Genomic DNA, 18,461 nt, shown 5'->3' on the forward strand with positions numbered 1-18,461 from the left:
AGCTATCCTGCTCACTCCCACAGTCAGGTGCTTTCGCGTTCGATCACTTGGCATCGCAGCAGATTCAGCCGCTGCACTGCGTCGCTCGGCAATACCCCAAGGCTTTCCAGCACGCGTGTTGCGGCGAGTACACCGATCTCCAGCGCTGGCGGTTTGATCGTGCTCAGGCTTGGTAGCAGCATCTCGGCGAACGGGTAGTCGCCGAAGCCGAGAACGGCGCAGTCTTCGGGGATTTTCAAACCCGCGCGTTGCCCGGCAAGCAAGCCGCCGGCGGCGAGGTTGTCGTTGGCGAAGATGATCGCGTCGGGGCGCGGTGTGGTGTTCATCAGGGTGTCCATTGCCTGTTTGCCGGCCTCGAATGGTTCGCGATTGGCGTCGGGGGCGAAGACCCAGGGTTCCAAACCGGATTCTTTTAAAGTCGCCGCGTAACCATCGCGACGTTCCAGTGCGCTGAGGTCCCCCGGCGCGCTGTTCTGTACGAAGGCAATGCGTTGATAGCCTTTCTCCAGCAGGTGCCTTGCCGCTGTCACGCCCACTTCGAAATGTGAAAAGCCGATCTGCATCGGCCTGCGTCCCGGCTGGTAATCCCAGGTTTCGATCACTGGAATATCCGCCTCGGCGAGCATCTTCTCGGTGCCTGCGCTGTGGAAGTGGCTGGTCAGCACCAGCGCTGCCGGCGACCAGCCGAGAAATGCGCGCACGGCATTTTCTTCCTGCTCGATATCGAAATAACTCGACGCCAGCAACAGTTGATAACCGTGACGACTGAGAGTGTCGCTGAAGCCTTGAATGGTGTTGGCGAAAATCGGCCCGGAGATGTTCGGAATGACCATGCCAACGATTCTTCCGCGCGCCGAGGCCAGTCCGCCCGCCACCAGATTCGGCACGTAGCCCAACTCGGCGACCACTGCCGCAATGCGCTCGCGACGCTCGGGCGAGACCTGTTCGGGCTGATTGAAATACCGCGACACGGTAATCGCCGACACACCGGCTGCGCGTGCCACCGCATTCAACGTGACACGGCCGGCGCCCCGGCGTTTACGCGGTTTTTCATCGCTCAAGATGCCATCCTTCTTAAAAACCAAATTGCATATAAAAGTAATTTTTCAGTATTGGACGCTCTATGCCTAGGACGCCAATACTTGCGATGTTAGCGCTAACAAAGCGCATTGTCTGCTACTCGCTCGAGCGAATGCCCAAGACAGATTCAGGCGCTGTCGTCGCAGAACGGCAGCGGTTCAGGGCCATTTTCGAGCGAACACCTATGCGTAATTTTCCTGGAGCATTACACACACTCACGCAGTCTATTCGCGCGGCGGGCTGGATTTTCACCGGGCTGGCGGCGCTGCCGCTGCCCACGGTATTTGCCGCTGACAGCAGCGATCAGGAGCCGACCCTGAAATCCGTCACGGTGACTGCGACTCGCCGTGAAGAATCGCTGCAGAAAGTACCCGTGGCGGTATCGGTGCTCGACGGTGAACAGCTTGAACGCGACAACCGCAACGGCGTGGCGAGCATCGTTCAGCAAGTGCCGTCGCTGAATTTCCGTACCGGCGCTTCGAACAAGGACACCTCGTTATTCGTGCGCGGTGTCGGCACGATTTCCACCTCGCCCGGCGTCGAGCCGACCGTGGCCACGGTAATCGACGGCGTGGTGTATGCGCGGCCAGGGCAAGCCACGCTGGATCTGCTCGATCTGGAGCGCGTCGAAGTGTTGCGTGGCCCGCAAGGCACGCTGTTCGGCAAGAACGCCTCGGCCGGCGTACTCAACATCATCAGCAAAGCACCGACCGCCGAAACCCACGGCTACATCGATCAGTCGTACTACAGCGGTAACGAAAGCCGCACCCGTTTCGGCCTCGGCGGCAGCCTCATTCCGGATACGCTGAAGGGCTCGATCAGCACCTTGTTCGGCACTTACGACGGCAACGTCGACAACCAGCACAACGGCCATGAGGTCAACGGGTACAACCATCGCGGCGTGCGCGGCAAACTCGAATTCACCCCGAACGACGACGTCACCTTCACCCTGATCGCTGACTACATGCAGTCCCACGACGACGCGCCCAATGGCGTCGTCAGCCAAGCGCTGACGCCGGCCTTCGCCAACGCGCTCAGTCCGGTGAATGCGACCAGCCACAACCGCGACATCAACACCGACACCCGCTCTCACATAGAAGACATCAACAAAGGCCTGTCCGGCCAGCTCGACTGGCAACTGGGCGATTACACGCTGACGTCAATCACTGCGTGGCGCGGCTGGGACAACACCCAGTATCAGGATGGTGATCGCCTCGGCAGCGTGACCGCCGCGTTTCCCGGCACGGCGGACAAGGGCGATCTGGCTTTCGACCAATACTCGCAAGAGTTGCGTCTGGCTTCGCCGAAAGGCGAGTTTCTCGAGTATGTCGGCGGCCTGTTCTATATGCACGGCAAGGACGACGAGACCTATCAACGCACCCTCACCACGACTAATCGCACCGACCGTGGCGTTGCCGATTACAGCACCACCAGCGACAGCTACGCGGTGTTCGGCGAGAGCACGCTGAACTTCACTTCGGACTTTCGCGGCATCGCCGGCCTGCGCTACACCCACGATGATCTGGAATACGATCACCGCCGCGTTTCAACATCAGCAACCACCGTCAGCGGCATCCAACCGGCGACCAGCAGCTCCGGCTCGGTGGACGAAGATGGCTGGTCCGGTCGCCTCGGTTTGCAGTACGACCTGAGCGATACCGTCACCAGTTACCTGACCTATTCACGCGGCTACAAAGGCCCGGCCTACAACGTGTTCTTCAATATGCAGCCGCGCGACACCGAAGCGCTGAAACCGGAGACTTCCAACACATGGGAAGCGGGGATCAAAGCCACCTCCTGGAACAATCGCCTGACCACCAATCTGGCGATCTTCCATAGCAAGTACGACAACTATCAGGCGAACTTTTTCGACACCGTCGCCGGGCAAGTAGTGACGCGTCTGATCAACGCCGGCAGCGTGACCAGCGAAGGCGTCGAACTCGATTACGCCCTGCAAGCCACCCAGCAACTGAAGTTCTCCGGCGCTCTGGCCTACACCCGCGCACGCATCGACGAGTTCGCCTGCCCCACCGGCGCGGCGGCGTCGTGCAACGTCAACGGCAAACCATTGCCGTTCAGCCCGGACTGGAAAAGCTACGTGCGCGCCGACTACGCCATCCCGCTCGACAATGGTCTCGATATCGAACTGGGCACCGATTACAGCTGGCAAAGCGAAGTGCAGTACGACATCAGCCAGAACCCCGATACCAAACAGGGCGCTTACGGGCTGTGGAACGCCAGCGTCGCCCTGGCCGATTACAGCAATGGCTGGCGCGTCGCGCTGCTTGGCAAGAATCTCGCCGACAAGTCCTATTCGCCGTTGCTGGCCAGTGGCGGTAGCTACATCTATCGCGCCGTGCCACGGGATGACGAACGCTACTTCGGCGTGCAACTGCGCAAGGATTTCTGAGATGAGCAAGCAGATGAAACTCGGTGCGTTTCTCATGGCCACCGGGCATCACGTAGCGGCATGGCGGCATCCCGATGTACCGGCGGATGCGGGACTGGATTTCACCCATTACAAACGGCTGGCGCAGATTGCCGAAGCGGCAAAGTTCGATGCACTGTTTGTCGCCGACAGCGTCGCTGCACCGACCCAGGACATCGCCAGCCGCATGGCGCGCTCCGATCACTTCGAGCCGCTGACCTTGCTCTCGGCGCTGAGCGCAGTGACCGAGCACATCGGCCTGATTGCCACAGCCACCACCAGTTACAACGAGCCGTACCACGTGGCGCGCAAGTTCGCCTCGCTCGATCATTTGTCGGGCGGACGTGCCGGATGGAATCTGGTGACTTCGGACAACGCCGCCGAGGCGCTGAATTTCGGCCGCGACGCTCACATCGGCCATGCCGAACGCTACAGCCGTGCCCGCGAATTTCATCAGGTGGTTACCGGGCTCTGGGACAGTTGGGAGGACGATGCCTTCCACCGCGACAAGGCCAGCGGCGCCTATTACGACCCGCAGAAGCTGCATGTGCTCGACCATGTCGGTGAACATTTCCGGGTCAAAGGCCCGCTGAATGTCGCGCGCTCGCCACAGGGACAACCGGTGATTGTTCAGGCCGGATCTTCCGAGGCCGGGCGTGAGTTGGCCGCGCAAACCGCTGAAGTGGTGTTCACCGCGCAGACCTCGCTAGCCGCCGCTCAAGCGTTTTATGCCGATATCAAGGGACGCTTGGCCAGGTTCGGGCGCAGTACCGATTCGCTGAAAATCATGCCCGGTGTGTTTGTTGTGGTTGGTGCCAGCGAAGCCGAAGCGCGAGAAAAATGTGAAACGTTTCAGCAATTGGTCGAACCGGAGGTGGGCGTCGCGCTGCTTGGGCGTATGCTGGGCAACTTCGATTTATCGAAGTACCCGCTGGACGGGCCGCTGCCGCCGTTGCCGCTGACTGACAGCGGCCAGCAGAGCCGACAGAAACTGCTGACCGAGCTGGCGGGGCGAGAGAACCTGACCCTCGCCGAACTCGGTCGCAGGATCGCCGGCGGGCGCGGGCATTACAGCCTGGTCGGGACGCCGGCGCAGATTGCCGATCGCCTGCAAGAGTGGTTCGAACAGGGCGCGGCGGATGGCTTCAACGTGCTCGTGCCGCACCTGCCCGGCGGGCTTGAAGATTTCGCCAACGGTGTGGTGCCGGAACTGCAACGGCGTGGCCTGTTCAGAACTGGATATGAAGGCCGGACGTTGCGGCAGAACCTTGGCCTGGCTCGACCCGGCAATAGATTTGCGTAACAGCCTTCGCGAGCAGGCTCGCTCCCACGGGAGCAATCGACACCCATTTCAAGACAGACAAGAGAGGATTCGATGACTTACACCGCTGCCGAAAACCGCTACGACTCCATTCCCTACCGCCGCGTTGGCCGCAGCGGTCTGGTGCTGCCGGCCTTGTCGCTGGGGCTGTGGCACAACTTCGGCGACAGCACACCGATCGAGACCCAGCGTGCCTTGCTGCGCACCGCGTTCGATCTGGGCATCAACCATTTCGATCTGGCCAATAACTACGGCCCGCCCTACGGCAGCGCCGAGACCAATTTCGGTCGCCTGCTGCGCGAAGACTTCAAGCAGTATCGCGACGAGCTGATCATCTCCAGCAAGGCCGGTTGGGACATGTGGCCCGGCCCTTACGGCCAGGGCGGCGGTTCGCGCAAATACGTGCTGGCCAGCCTCGACCAGAGCCTGCAACGCCTCGGCCTCGACTATGTGGATATCTTCTATTCGCACCGCTTCGACCCGGATACCCCGCTGGAAGAAACCGCCAGCGCCCTCGCCACCGCTGTGCAGCAGGGCAAGGCGCTGTACATCGGGATCTCGTCCTATTCCGGAGTGAAAACCCGCGAAATGGCCGCGCTGCTGAAAGAGTGGAAAGTGCCGCTGTTGATCCATCAACCGGCGTACAACCTGCTCAATCGCTGGGTGGAAAAGGATCTGCTCGATACCACCGATGAACTCGGCACGGGCGTCATCGCCTTCACCCCTTTGGCGCAAGGCTTGCTTACCGACAAATACCTCAACGGTGTGCCGGCCGATGCGCGAGTCAATCGCCCGGGCGGCGGCTCGCTGCAGGCTTCGCACTTGTCCGAGGCCAACATCGCTCACGTGCGGGCGCTGAACGAGATCGCTCAGCGTCGCGGCCAGAGTCTGGCGCAACTGGCACTGGCGTGGACGCTGCGTGATCCACGAGTGACCTCGGCACTGATCGGCGCGAGCCGGCCGGAGCAGATCATCGAAAACGTCGGCGCGTTGAAGAATCTGGATTTCAGTGCTGAAGAGCTGGCGGAGATTGATCGGTTTGCTCAGGAGGGCGGGATCAATCTTTGGGAGAAGCCTTCGACGGCGGAGTAACGGCACGCGCTAGGTTACTCGGCGCCTGCTCTGACGCCTTCGCGGGCAAGCCCGCTCCCACAGGGGTCGAGTCGTTCGCAGAATGTGTGAACGGCACAGTTAGCTGTGGGAGCGGGCTTGCCCGCGAAGGGGCCAGTTCAGACAGCGAAGAAATCAGCAATCACTTAAAGAACGGCACATCCCCCAACACCGTCGCCCGCTGCATCACCCGCCGCGCCGGACGGTAATCATCCACCGCGTAATGCTGGGTCACGCGGTTATCCCAGAAGGCGATGTCGTCTTTCCGCCAGCGCCAGCGGATGGTGAATTCCGGCCGGGTCGCGTGGGCGAACAGAAACTTCAGGATTGCCTCACTTTCGGTTTCCGAAAGCTCGTTGATCTTCGAGGTGAACCCCTCACTGACGAACAGCGATCGGCGGCCGCTCACCGGATGCGTACGAATCACCGGGTGCGACAGCGGCGGATTCTTGCGTCGGGCCTCTTCCCACTGAGCCAGCGCCTCAGGTGTATTGCCGTAGCGCTCGAGTGGAAACGAGCGAGTGAAATCGTGGGTTGCAGTCAGCCCTTCGAGCAAGCCTTTCAGCGGCGCCGACAACGCTTCATACGCAGCAATCCCGCTGGCCCACAACGTGTCGCCACCGAACTCCGGCAGCAACTTGGCGCTGAGCACCGCGCCCATTGCCGGGGTCGGCAGGAAGGTCACGTCGGTGTGCCAGATCGCGTTGTCGCGCACGTCGGTGACGGCGGTGTCGAGGATCAGTACTTCCGGTTGTTCCGGTACGTTTGGGTAGATCGGGTGAACGTGCAGGTCGCCGAAATAATGCGCGAAACGTGCCTGTTGCGCCGGCTCGATCGGCTGGTTGCGGAAGAACAGCACCTGGTATTTGAGCAGCGCCTGTTCGATGGCGTCGCGGTGCTCCAGGCTCAGCGGCTGACTGATTTCGACGCCACTGATCTGCGCGCCGAGGGCCGAGCTTAACGGGGTGATGTTGAGGGTGCTCATGGTCGTTCTCTTCAATTCGGTGAAACCACCATTTGTAGGAGCTGCCGAATGCTGCGATCTTTTGATCTTGTTTTGGTAAAGATCAAAGTCAAAAGATCGCAGCCTTCGGCAGCTTCTACAGGGGGGATTCAAAAGATGTTTTAGTGCGCCTGGCCGTGCCATGGCACGAGTTTGCGCTGCAGGGCACGCAAGCCCATTTCCATGGCGAAGGCGATCAGGGCGATGACCAGAATTCCCAGCACCACCACGTCGGTGACCAGAAATTGCGCGGCCGACTGCACCATGAAACCCAGGCCACTGGTGGCCGCGATCAGTTCAGCCGCGACCAGCGTCGACCAGCCAACCCCCAGACCAATGCGCACGCCTGTGAGAATGTCCGGCAGAGCGCTGGGCAAAATCACATGACGAATCAACTGCACGCGCGTCGCGCCCAACGACTGCGCCGCGCGCAGTTTTGCCGGATCAACCGTACGCACACCCGTCGCGGTGGCGATGGCGATCGGCGCGAAAATCGCCAGATAGATGAGCAGCACTTTCGACAACTCGCCGATCCCGCACCAGATCACGATCAGCGGCAGATATGCCAGCGGTGGGATCGGGCGGTAGAACTCGATCAGCGGATCGAGCACACCACGGGCGATGCGGTTGGCGCCGATGGCAATGCCCACCGGCACGGCGGTCAGAATCGCAAAAGCGAGACCCAGACCGATGCGGCTGAGGCTGGCGCCCAGGTGCTGCCACAGCGTCGAATCCATGTATCCCGAGGTCGCCAGCAACCAGCTTTTTTGCAGCACGGCAGAAGGCGGTGGCAAGAACAACGGTTCGATCAGGCCGGCCGCGGTCACCGCCCACCAGATCGCCAAGAGGCCGAACAGGGTCAGCAGGCTGATCCAGCGGGTGCTGAGGCTGCGGCGCACCGGGATGCTCACCGAAGGTGTTTTCACCGCCGCAGCGGTTACGTCGTAACTGCTCATGCGCGCTCCTGCCGGGGTACGGCGCTGCGTTGCGAGAAGACTTTGCTCAGCACGTGCTCGCGGGTTTCGATAAAGCGTGGATCGGATTTGATCGCGCGGGCCGACTCGCCAGCGGCGTAACGCTGACCAAAATCCAATTGCAGGCGCTCGACGATCTGCCCTGGATTCGGTGCCAGCAGAATCAGGTCCGTGGCGAGGAACACCGCTTCTTCAATGTCGTGGGTAATCAGGAAAACCGGCTTGGCCGTGCGTTGCCAGACTTGCAGCAACAGTTCCTGCATCTGTTCGCGAGTGAATGCATCAAGCGCACCGAACGGCTCATCCATCAGCAGCACGCGCGGATCGGCGGCGAGGGCGCGGGCGAGGCCGACGCGTTGTTTCTGGCCACCGGACAATTGCCAGATGCGTCGGTCTTCGAAACCGGCGAGATCGACCAGCGCGAGCATTTCCCGGGCGGTCTTTTCCCGCTTGTCCTTGGCGACACCGGCCAGTTCGAGGCCGAAGGCGACGTTGGCCAATACGTCCTGCCAGGGCAGCAAAGCGTCATCCTGGAACACCACGCCACGTTCGGCGCTCGGGCCTTTGACTGGCACGCTGTCGAGGGTGATGCGTCCGGCGCTCGGTTCGACGAAACCGGCAATCAGGTTCAACAGCGAAGTCTTGCCACTGCCGGACGGGCCGAGGGCGACCAGCAACTGCTGCGGCCCCAGGGTCAGAGAAATATCCGTCAGCACCGGCTCCGGGCTGCCCGGGTACTGTGCGCTGATGCGCTCCAGCTGTAGCAAGGCCATCGCTGTTATCTCCCGATCAATTGGTGATGTATTTGGCGCTGACGTACGGCGCGTAGTCCGGCAGCACGGTTTCGACCTTGCCTTGTTCCTTGAGGAACGCGGCGGTGTCGGTGATGGCTTTGGTGGTTGGCGCGCCGAGGTCACTGACCTGATCCGCCGCCAATGGGTAGACGTTGCCCTGCAGCAGCAATGGAATGTCGCTGGCCTTGGCGCCAGACAGCTTCACTAGTTTGTCGACGTTGCTCTGGTTGGCCAGCCAGGCCTGTGGGTCTTTGCGGTAATCGGCGTAGGCGTCGAGGGTGACCTTGGCGAACGCGGTGACGATTTCCGGGTGCTTCTCGGCGAAGTCCTTGCGCACGATCCACGCGTCGAAGGTCGGCGCGCCGAACTTGGCCAGTTCGCCGGAGGTGATCAGCACTGTGCCGTTTTCCTTGGCCACACCCAGTGCCGGATCCCATACGTAAGTGGCGTCGATGTCACCGCGCTTCCACGCGGCGATGATCGCTGGCGGCGCGAGGTTGAGCACGGTGACTTTCGACGGGTCGATGTTCCAGTGCTTGAGCGCGGCGAGCAGGCTGTAGTGCCCGGTGGACACGAACGGCACGGCGATTTTCTTGCCGATCAGATCCTGCGGAGTCTTGATGCCGGAACCGTCGCGCGCGACCAGTGCTTCAGCGGCGCCGATCTGCGTGGCAATCAGGAAGGTTTCTACCGGTACCTTGCGGGTGATCGCAGCGGTCAACGGGCTCGAACCGAGATAGCCGATCTGCACATCGCCGGATGCGATGGCGGCGATGATGTCGGCGCCGTTATCGAACTTGCGCCAGCTGATGTCGGCCTTGGTGGCTTTCTCGTATGCACCATCGGCCTGAGCGACTTTGGCCGGGTCGACGGTAGTCTGGTAGGCAACGGTGAGATCGGCCGCCTGGGCCAGGAAGCTTGCAGCGGCCAGCGAGGCGGCGGCGAGCAGGCGAAGCGGGAAATTCAGTTTCAATTGAGAGCTCCAGATCAGGCGACCGAATGTCGGCATGAGTGGAGACTAAATGATCTAAGAATCGCGAAATAAATAACTTTTTCGAATGAGCTTATGAGCGGAAAAATCTAAGCGCAGCGGCCGTTCGCGAGCAGACTCGCTGCCACAGGAGACGAATTCCTCTGTGGGAGCGAGCCTGCTCGCGAAAAGGGCCGAAGGATCTTCTATATCAGTTACTAATGGCGAGGATGCTCGCCTGATACGCGCCGACAAACACATCGAAATCGCCGACCTCGTTCTGCTCAAGCTCGGTCTGCTGTGCCAGCGACGCGCGCGCCAGTTCTTCAAACCTCGCTTGCTCGTCAGCTGCCAACGGCTCGCTGCGGAAGAACTCGGCATGGGCCTGGCTCTGGCGCAGGGAGAACTGCGCAAAGCTTTCCTTGTGCTCGGCCATGGCGGCCAGCACCTGCGCCGATGGTGTCAGCGACGGGTCGTTGACCTTGGCCAGTTGCGCATCCAGCGCCTTGCTGTGGGCATCACCGCCAACGCTCTGATCAAGCATGGCCGCCAGCGGAGCAATCTGTTCCAGCAGCTCCGCCGCCCACTGTTTCATCTCGACCGGCTGACCGTCACGCTGCAATTGCAGGCCCGGACGGCGACCTTCCTTGACCACGCTGAGGAAGTTCGAGGTGGCGTTGCCGCACGAAGTGTTCGTCAGCAGCGGGCTGTCGTTCAGCGCGCAGTACAGCAGGAAGGCGTCGATGAAGCGCGATTCGCTGAGGTCGATGCCCATCGGCAGAAACGGGTTGATGTCCAGGCAGCGCACTTCGACGTACTGGATGCCGCGCGCCATCAGCGCCTGGATCGGCCGCTCGCCGGTGTAGGTCACGCGTTTCGGGCGGATGTTGGAGTAGTACTCGTTTTCGATCTGCAGGATGTTGGTGTTGAGTTGCACCCACTCGCCATCCTTGTGCGTGCCGACTTCCACGTACGGCGCGTACGGCGTGGCCACGGCTTCGCGCAGGCTGTCGGTGTAGCTCGCCAGATCGTTGTAGCACGGTGTCAGGCCGGCCTGGGCGTTGCTCTGATAACCGAGATCGCTCATGCGCAGGCTGGTCGCGTACGGCAGATACAGCGTGTCCGGATCGAGCTGTTCGAGCTGGTGCGAACGCCCGCGCAGGAAGCCGGCGTCCAGCGCCGGCGAGGCTCCGAACAGGTACATCAGCAGCCAGCTGTAGCGACGGAAGTTGCGGATCAGGGCGATGTAGGACACCGACTGGAAGTCGCGGTCAGTGCCGACGAAACCTTCGGCTTCGCGTAGCAATGGCCAGAGCTGTTCCGGCAGGGAAAAGTTGTAATGAATCCCAGCGATGCACTGCATGGTCTTGCCGTAACGCAGGGCCAGACCCTTGCGATAGACGTACTTGAGCTGACCGATGTTGGAGGTGCCGTAATAGGCGATCGGGATGTCTTCCTCGGCCGGCAACGGGCACGGCATCGATGGACTCCACAGGTACTCGTTGCCGAGTTTGCTGTAGGCAAAACGATGAATCTTGTCCAGGCTCGCCAGCGTGTCGGCAGGATCCGGCAGGGCAGGCGTGATGAATTCCAGCAGCGACTCGGAGTAGTCGGTGGTGATCTGTTCGTTGGTCAGCGCGGAACCCAGGGCTTCGGGGTGCGGCGTTTGCGCCAGGCGACCTTCACTGGTCACGCGCAGGCATTCACGTTCGATACCGTGCAGGCACTGCTTGAGCAGAGAGAGGTTAGCGCGCTCGCCGAGCAGAGCCAGGCGGCGGTTGAGAAGTTCGCTCAATTTGGATTCCTTCACGCGTCAGTCGCCCCAATATGGGGGTGGGCAGGACGGTCTACAAGGGTGAAGTTGAAACTGGCGTTATCGCCTGGTTTTCTAGCCTGTCAGCCGCACACATACCTGTAGGAGCTGCCGCAGGCTGCGATCTTTTGATCTTGCTGTTGAAAAACAAAATCAAAAGATCGCAGCCTGCGGCAGCTCCTACAGGATTCGTTGCGCCGAAATTAACTCAAAATGATGAGCAACATCTACAGGACAGCGAAGGTGCCTTGTGCTTTTGCGACCAGTTTGTCGCCCTGCATCACCTCGGCTTCGACCACCAGCGTGCGCCGGCCCGGATGAATCACCCGCGCCGTGCACAACACCTCGCCGTCGGAGACGGCGCGGATGTAGTTGATCTTGCATTCGATGGTCGCGCTCTGCTGATCAAAGCCATGGCTGCTGGAACACGCCAGGCCCATGGCAATGTCGACCAGACTGAACAGCGCGCCACCGTGCAGCTTGCCGCCACGGTTGCGCAGTTCGGGCTCAAGCGCCAGGGCGACTTGCGCCACCCCGGTTTCGAGACTGTGCAGGCGACAGCCCAACAGCTTGAAAAACGCGCTCTCGACGAGCCCGGCCGGCATGTCCATCAGCGTTTCTTCAACTGTTTGGCGTTGGCGAACAGCGAGGCCATCGCGTTGTTCACCGGCGCGGCGGTGGCGGTTTCCTTGCGCGGCGCGTTGCCCGAAGACTGGCGCGGTGCCGAGCCCGGACGCGAGCCACGGGCGCCGTCGACCTTCTCGCCCGGAGTGTCGCTCATGCGCATCGACAGGCCGACGCGTTTGCGCGGGATATCGACTTCCATGACCTTCACTTTCACCACGTCACCGGCCTTGACCGCTTCGCGTGGGTCCTTGATGAACTTCTCCGACAGCGCCGAGATGTGCACCAGACCGTCCTGATGCACGCCGATGTCGACGAACGCACCGAACGCGGTAACGTTGGTCACCACGCCTTCAAGGATCATCCCCAGTTGCAGATCCTTGAGGTCCTCGACGCCTTCCTGGAACTCGGCGGTCTTGAACTCCGGACGTGGATCACGACCGGGTTTTTCCAGTTCTTGCAGGATGTCGGTGACAGTCGGCAGACCGAAAGTTTCGTCGGTGAATTTCTTCGGATCCAGACGCTTGAGAAACGCGGCATCGCCGATCAGCGAGCGAATGTCGCGGTCGGTTTCAGCGGCAATGCGCTGCACCAGCGGATAGGCTTCCGGGTGCACCGCCGACGAATCCAGCGGGTTGTCGCCGTTCATCACGCGCAAGAAACCGGCGGCCTGTTCGAAGGTTTTTTCGCCCAGACGCGCGACTTTCTTCAGCGCTGCACGGGTTTTGAACGCGCCGTGTTCGTCACGATGAGCAACGATGTTTTGCGCCAGCGTTGCGTTGAGACCGGAGATCCGCGCCAGCAAGGCCACGGAGGCGGTGTTCACATCCACGCCTACGGCGTTCACGCAATCCTCGACCACGGCATCCAGACCGCGCGCCAGTTTCAGCTGCGAGACGTCGTGCTGGTACTGGCCGACACCGATCGATTTCGGATCAATTTTTACCAGCTCGGCCAGCGGGTCCTGCAGGCGACGGGCGATCGACACGGCGCCACGGATCGACACGTCCAGATCGGGGAATTCCTTGGCCGCCAGTTCCGAGGCCGAGTACACCGAGGCGCCGGCTTCGGACACCATGACCTTGGTCATTTTCATTGCTGGATATTTTTTGATCAGCTCGATCGCCAGCTTGTCGGTCTCGCGGCTGGCAGTGCCGTTGCCGATGGCAATCAGGTCCACCGAATGCTTGGCGCACAGGGCGGCCAGAATGGCGATGGTCTGATCCCACTTGTTATGCGGTACGTGCGGGTAAACCGTGGCGTGATCGAGCAGCTTGCCGGTCGAGTCGACCACGGCCACCTTGCAGCCGGTACGCAGGCCCGGGTCGAGGCCCAGGGTTGCGCGCGGGCCAGCCGGAGCGGCCAGCAGCAGGTCGTGCAGGTTGTGTGCGAAGACGTTGATCGCTTCGGTTTCGGCGCCGTCGCGCAGCTCGCCCAGCAGGTCGGTTTCCAAGTGGGTGTAGAGCTTGACCTTCCAGGTCCAGCGCACCACTTCGCCCAGCCATTTGTCCGCCGGGCGGTTCTGGTTCTGGATGCCGAACTGCTGGCCGATCATGCCTTCGCACGGGTGCATGGTGCCGGGCAGCTCATCGCCGACTTTCAGCGCAGAGCTGAGAATGCCTTCGTTGCGGCCACGGAAAATGGCGAGCGCGCGGTGCGACGGCATGCTTTTCAGCGGCTCGTCGTGTTCGAAGTAATCACGGAATTTGGCGCCTTCCTCTTCCTTGCCGGCGATGACGCGGGCACTGAGGATCGCTTCCTGTTTGAGGAAATTGCGTAGCTTTTCCAGCAGACTGGCGTCTTCGGCGAAGCGCTCCATGAGGATGTACTTGGCGCCTTCCAGCGCAGCCTTGACATCGACCACGCCTTTTTCGGCGTCGACGAAGCGCGCGGCTTCGGTTTCCGGCGACAGGTTCGGGTCGTTGAACAAGCCGTCGGCCAGTTCACCGAGGCCGGCTTCGAGGGCGATCTGGCCCTTGGTGCGGCGCTTCTGCTTGTACGGCAGGTACAAGTCTTCGAGACGGGTTTTAGTGTCGGCGAGCTTGATGTCGCGCTCGAGGGCAGGAGTGAGTTTGCCTTGCTCTTCGATGCTGGCGAGGATGCTGATGCGCCGTTCGTCGAGTTCTCGCAGGTAGCGCAGGCGCTCTTCCAGATGACGCAACTGGGTGTCATCGAGGCTGCCGGTGACTTCTTTCCGGTAACGGGCGATGAAGGGAACGGTAGAACCTTCATCGAGTAGCGCGACGGCCGCTTCGACCTGTTGTGGGCGTACGCCGAGTTCCTCGGCGATGCGGCTGTTGATGCTGTCCATAAAACCACCTGACATAGTATGAAAGCAGGCTCTCAGGCACGCAGATAAAGGCCTGGAGGCTGATTGAGCGGCTAGTAGATTGCCGCTGCCTGGATCAAGAGGCAGCCCATTGACCCGTAAAATCGAACAGTTGCTGCACAGGGCCGGAAAAAATACCGGCCACTTACGGTAACGATTCAGACGTTGCCTGGCGCAAAACGCCGCGCATTATAACCAGCGTTCTGTCATTCGGGGGCGTTGCAGGCTGTAGGCATAAACCCCGGTTTTCTGGCAGTGAAGGAAAAATCTGCTAACAATGCACACGGTGCGTATAACGGCAGCTACGCCATAATGCGCGCCGAGCTAAAAGGAGCATCCAATGAGCAGCACTGCACAAACGGCTGAAGGCGAAAAAATTCTAATCGTTGATGACGATCCGGGGCTGAGCAGCCTGCTGGAGCGTTTCTTCGTCAGCAAGGGCTACCGTGCCCGTACCGTTCCGAACACCGAGCAGATGGACCGTCTGCTGGCGCGTGAAGTGTTCAATCTGGTCGTCCTCGACCTGATGCTGCCGGGCGAAGATGGCCTGACCGCGTGCCGCCGCCTGCGTGGCGCGAACAACCAGATTCCGATCATCATGCTCACCGCCAAGGGCGATGAGCTGAGCCGTATCAAGGGCCTCGAACTGGGCGCCGACGATTACCTGGCCAAACCGTTCAACCCTGACGAGCTGATGGCGCGGGTCAAAGCGGTGTTGCGCCGTCAGGCCGCACCGGTACCGGGCGCGCCGGGCAGCGAAGACGAAAACGTCACCTTCGGTGATTACGTATTGTCGCTGGCCACCCGCGAACTCAAGCGTGGCGAGGAAGTGCACATGCTCACCACCGGTGAGTTCGCGGTACTCAAGGCGCTGGTGATGAACGCCCGTCAGCCGCTGACCCGTGACAAGCTGATGAACCTCGCCCGTGGCCGTGAATGGGATGCGCTGGAGCGTTCCATCGACGTGCAGATTTCGCGTCTGCGCCGGATGATCGAGCCCGATCCGTCGAAACCGCGCTACATCCAGACCGTCTGGGGCGTGGGTTACGTGTTCGTACCGGATGGCACCGCCACCAAGTGATCGGTGATTTGTAGGAGCGGGTCTGCAAGGCTCTGGCCGCACGGCCATTGCCACAGACTCGCAATCCGCAATATGCGAGCATTGCTCGCTCCTGCAAGTGTGTAGCGGTTAAAGATGAAAACCCCCGTCTGGTTCCCCCAAAGCTTTTTCTCCCGCACCCTCTGGCTGGTGCTCATCGTCGTGCTGTTTTCCAAGGCGCTGACCCTGGTTTATCTGTTGATGAACGAGGACGTGCTGGTGGATCGCCAATACAGCCATGGCGTAGCTCTGACGCTGCGCGCCTATTGGGCCGCCGATGAAGAAAACCGTGCAAAAATTGCCGATGCCGCAACCCTGATTCGTGTGGTGGGCGCCGGTGTCCCGGAAGGCGAGCAGCACTGGCCGTACAGCGAAATCTATCAGCGTCAGATGCAGGCGGAACTGGGTGCCGACACCGAGGTGCGCTTGCGCATGCACTCGCCGCCGGCATTGTGGGTTCGCGCGCCGAGCCTGGGCGATGGCTGGCTGAAAGTGCCGTTGTATCCGCATCCACTGCGCGGCCAGAAAATCTGGAACGTGCTCGGCTGGTTCCTTGCCATCGGCCTCTTGTCGACGGCGTCGGCATGGATTTTCGTCAGCCAGCTCAACCAGCCGCTGAAGCGCCTGGTCTATGCCGCACGACAACTCGGCCAAGGCCGCAGCGTGCGCCTGCCGATCAGCGACACGCCCAGCGAAATGACCGAGGTTTACCGCGCCTTCAACCAGATGGCCGAGGACGTCGAGCAGGCCGGGCGCGAGCGTGAGCTGATGCTCGCCGGGGTATCCCACGACTTGCGCACACCGCTGACGCGCTTGCGCCTGTCGCTGGAATTGATGGGCGATCACACCGACCTCACCGACGACATGGTCCGCGACATCGAAGATATGGATGCGATTCTCGACCAGTTCCTCGCGTTCATTCGCGATGGTCGCGACGAGTCGGTGGAAGAAGTCGACCTCAGCGATCTGGTGCGCGAAGTCGCCGCACCGTACAACCAGAACGAAGAAAAAGTACGTTTGCGCCTGGAACCGATCCAGCCGTTCCCGCTGCGTCGTGTGTCAATGAAACGCTTGCTCAACAACCTGATCGGCAACGCCTTGAATCATGCTGGCACCGGCGTTGAAGTGGCGGCTTATGTGTCGGGAGACACCAGCGCGCCGTATGTGGTCCTGAGCGTAATGGACCGTGGCGCCGGGATCGATCCGTCCGAGCTTGAGGCGATCTTCAACCCGTTTACCCGAGGTGATCGGGCTCGCGGTGGCAAAGGTACCGGGCTGGGACTGGCGATCGTGAAAAGGATTGCGGCGATGCATGGCGGCAATGTCGAATTGCGCAACCGCTCCGGCGGTGGGCTTGAGGCGCGGGTGAGATTGCCGCTTGGATTGATGTTGCCCCGAGATGCAGTCTAGAAGCAGCGGCAAGCTACAAGCTACAAGCTACAAGCTACAAGCTACTAGCTACTAGCTACTAGCTACAAGCAAGAGCGCTTTTCACTTGCCGCTTGAAGCTTGCCGCTAGCAGCTGCTTTTCTAGCCCTTGCCCTTGGTGCGGGTCATATTCGGCCCGCCATTTTTTTCAAGATGTTCGATGATGATTCCGGCGACATTCTTGCCGGTGGTGGTCTCGATCCCTTCCAGTCCCGGCGACGAATTCACTTCCATCACCAGCGGCCCGTGATTGGAGCGCAGGATATCCACACCCGCCACCGCCAGGCCCATGACCTTGGCAGCGCGTAACGCGGTCATGCGTTCTTCCGGGGTGATCTTGATCAGGCTGGCGCTACCACCGCGATGCAGGTTGGAGCGAAATTCTCCCGGTTTGGCCTGACGCTTCATTGCCGCGATCACCTTGTCGCCGACCACGAAGCAGCGGATATCCGCGCCGCCGGCTTCCTTGATGTATTCCTGGACCATGATGTTCTGCTTCAGGCCCATGAACGCTTCGATTACCGATTCTGCGGCCGTCGCGGTTTCGCACAGCACCACGCCGATGCCCTGAGTGCCTTCGAGTACCTTGATCACCAGCGGTGCGCCGTTGACCATGGCGATCAGATCGGGAATGTCGTCCGGCGAGTGGGCAAAACCGGTAACCGGCAAACCGATCCCGCGCCGCGACAGGAGCTGCAGGGAACGCAATTTGTCCCGCGAGCGGGCAATGGCGACCGACTCGTTGAGCGGGAACACGCCCATCATTTCGAACTGACGCAACACCGCGCAGCCGTAGAACGTCACCGACGCGCCGATCCGCGGGATCACCGCGTCGAAACCTTCCAGCGGTTTGCCGCGATAGTGGATCTGCGGCTTGTGGCTGGCAATGTTCATGTAGGCGCGCAAGGTGTCGATCACCACCATTTCATGCCCGCGCTCGATTCCGGCTTCGACCAGACGGCGGGTGGAATACAGACGCGGATTACGCGACAGCACAGCGATCTTCATGCAACACCTGTGGAGGAGGTAGATACCGGGAACACCGGCTTGTCTTGTACATATTTGATGCCCGGATTGACCACCAACTGGCCATCGATCAGGGCTTTGGAACCTAGCAACAGGCGATAGCGCATGGACTTGCGGCAGGCGAGGGTAAATTCCACTGGCCAGACCCGATCACCCAGGGCCAGCGTGGTGCTGATCACATAGCGCACTTGCGCATGGCCGTTGGAGCTCTTGATGGTTTTGCGCGTGACCAGCGGCGCTTCGCAGCGCCGGTGACGCAACTGCACCACCGTGCCGAGGTGCGCGGTAAAGCGCACCCATTTCTCGCCGTCACGTTCGAACGGTTCGATATCGGTGGCGTGCAGGCTGGAGGTGCTGGCGCCGGTGTCGATTTTTGCGCGCAGACCGGCGACTCCCAGGCCCGGGAGCGCGACCCACTCGCGCAGACCGACGACGGTCAAATGATCAAATGTCTTCAAAGAA

At 61.0% G+C, this 18,461-nt stretch carries 15 protein-coding genes; 5 read left to right on the top strand and 10 right to left on the bottom strand.

Features of this window, described 5'->3' with window-relative positions:
- Positions 1–23: 23 nt before the first annotated feature.
- Positions 24–1,061: a LacI family DNA-binding transcriptional regulator gene (locus AC4IHP_RS09395; RefSeq protein ID WP_490831551.1), complete on the bottom strand. Its 1,038-nt coding sequence runs from the start codon at positions 1,059–1,061 to the stop codon at positions 24–26.
- 203 nt (positions 1,062–1,264) lie between these two features.
- Between AC4IHP_RS09395 and AC4IHP_RS09400 the strand changes: the two genes are divergently transcribed.
- From AC4IHP_RS09400 to mgrA, 3 genes are all read left to right on the top strand, one after another.
- Entirely contained in the window at positions 1,265–3,490 is a 2,226-nt protein-coding gene (locus tag AC4IHP_RS09400) for a TonB-dependent receptor (protein WP_490831552.1), read from the top strand.
- A 1-nt stretch (position 3,491) separates the two neighbouring features.
- Complete coding sequence (locus tag AC4IHP_RS09405; protein ID WP_490831553.1) at positions 3,492–4,811, top strand: LLM class flavin-dependent oxidoreductase; 1,320 nt, start codon at positions 3,492–3,494, stop codon at positions 4,809–4,811.
- Between the two features lie 72 nt (positions 4,812–4,883).
- Complete coding sequence (gene mgrA, locus AC4IHP_RS09410; RefSeq protein ID WP_460122880.1) at positions 4,884–5,921, top strand: L-glyceraldehyde 3-phosphate reductase; 1,038 nt, start codon at positions 4,884–4,886, stop codon at positions 5,919–5,921.
- Between the two features lie 160 nt (positions 5,922–6,081).
- On the opposite strand, the gene tauD is transcribed toward mgrA, so the two are convergent.
- The 7 genes from tauD to AC4IHP_RS09445 form a co-directional block, all read right to left on the bottom strand.
- Positions 6,082–6,924, bottom strand: a complete 843-nt coding sequence (tauD, locus tag AC4IHP_RS09415; protein ID WP_490831554.1) for a taurine dioxygenase — start codon at positions 6,922–6,924, stop codon at positions 6,082–6,084.
- A gap of 140 nt (positions 6,925–7,064) precedes the next feature.
- A complete protein-coding gene (tauC, locus tag AC4IHP_RS09420; RefSeq protein WP_490831555.1) occupies positions 7,065–7,898 on the bottom strand; it encodes a taurine ABC transporter permease TauC in 834 nt (277 codons plus the stop codon).
- Positions 7,895–8,689 (bottom strand): taurine ABC transporter ATP-binding subunit, encoded by a 795-nt coding sequence (gene tauB / locus AC4IHP_RS09425; RefSeq protein ID WP_490831556.1) that lies wholly within the window; start codon positions 8,687–8,689, stop codon positions 7,895–7,897. Before tauB ends, tauC begins: the two co-directional genes overlap by 4 nt.
- Before the next feature lie 16 nt (positions 8,690–8,705).
- A complete protein-coding gene (tauA, locus tag AC4IHP_RS09430) occupies positions 8,706–9,683 on the bottom strand; it encodes a taurine ABC transporter substrate-binding protein (protein ID WP_460122892.1) in 978 nt (325 codons plus the stop codon).
- A 208-nt stretch (positions 9,684–9,891) separates the two neighbouring features.
- On the bottom strand, positions 9,892–11,475 hold the full coding sequence (gshA, locus tag AC4IHP_RS09435; protein ID WP_460122895.1) for a glutamate--cysteine ligase: 1,584 nt from the start codon (positions 11,473–11,475) through the stop codon (positions 9,892–9,894).
- Positions 11,476–11,720: 245 nt separating this feature from the next.
- Complete coding sequence (locus AC4IHP_RS09440) at positions 11,721–12,104, bottom strand: PaaI family thioesterase (protein WP_024011182.1); 384 nt, start codon at positions 12,102–12,104, stop codon at positions 11,721–11,723.
- Positions 12,104–14,428 carry a Tex family protein gene (locus AC4IHP_RS09445; RefSeq protein WP_460122899.1) on the bottom strand — a complete coding sequence of 775 codons (2,325 nt, stop codon included), beginning with the start codon at positions 14,426–14,428 and terminating at the stop codon, positions 12,104–12,106. Before AC4IHP_RS09445 ends, AC4IHP_RS09440 begins: the two co-directional genes overlap by 1 nt.
- Positions 14,429–14,786: 358 nt before the next feature.
- Between AC4IHP_RS09445 and ompR the strand changes: the two genes are divergently transcribed.
- Together ompR and AC4IHP_RS09455 are read left to right on the top strand one after the other, a co-directional pair.
- Positions 14,787–15,527: an osmolarity response regulator transcription factor OmpR gene (ompR, locus tag AC4IHP_RS09450; protein ID WP_137215064.1), complete on the top strand. Its 741-nt coding sequence runs from the start codon at positions 14,787–14,789 to the stop codon at positions 15,525–15,527.
- Positions 15,528–15,641: 114 nt separating this feature from the next.
- Positions 15,642–16,955, top strand: a complete 1,314-nt coding sequence (locus tag AC4IHP_RS09455) for an ATP-binding protein (protein ID WP_016770645.1) — start codon at positions 15,642–15,644, stop codon at positions 16,953–16,955.
- Positions 16,956–17,075: 120 nt separating this feature from the next.
- Here the strand turns inward: AC4IHP_RS09455 and rimK are convergent, their stop codons facing one another.
- Positions 17,076–17,981 (bottom strand): 30S ribosomal protein S6--L-glutamate ligase, encoded by a 906-nt coding sequence (gene rimK, locus AC4IHP_RS09460; protein ID WP_024011184.1) that lies wholly within the window; start codon positions 17,979–17,981, stop codon positions 17,076–17,078.
- Positions 17,978–18,457, bottom strand: a complete 480-nt coding sequence (gene rimB / locus AC4IHP_RS09465) for a retropepsin-like aspartic endopeptidase RimB (RefSeq protein WP_016772184.1) — start codon at positions 18,455–18,457, stop codon at positions 17,978–17,980. The genes rimK and rimB overlap by 4 nt, the downstream gene beginning before the upstream one ends.
- Positions 18,458–18,461 lie beyond the last annotated feature (4 nt).

The organism is Pseudomonas sp. UF-293, assembly GCF_058245595.1.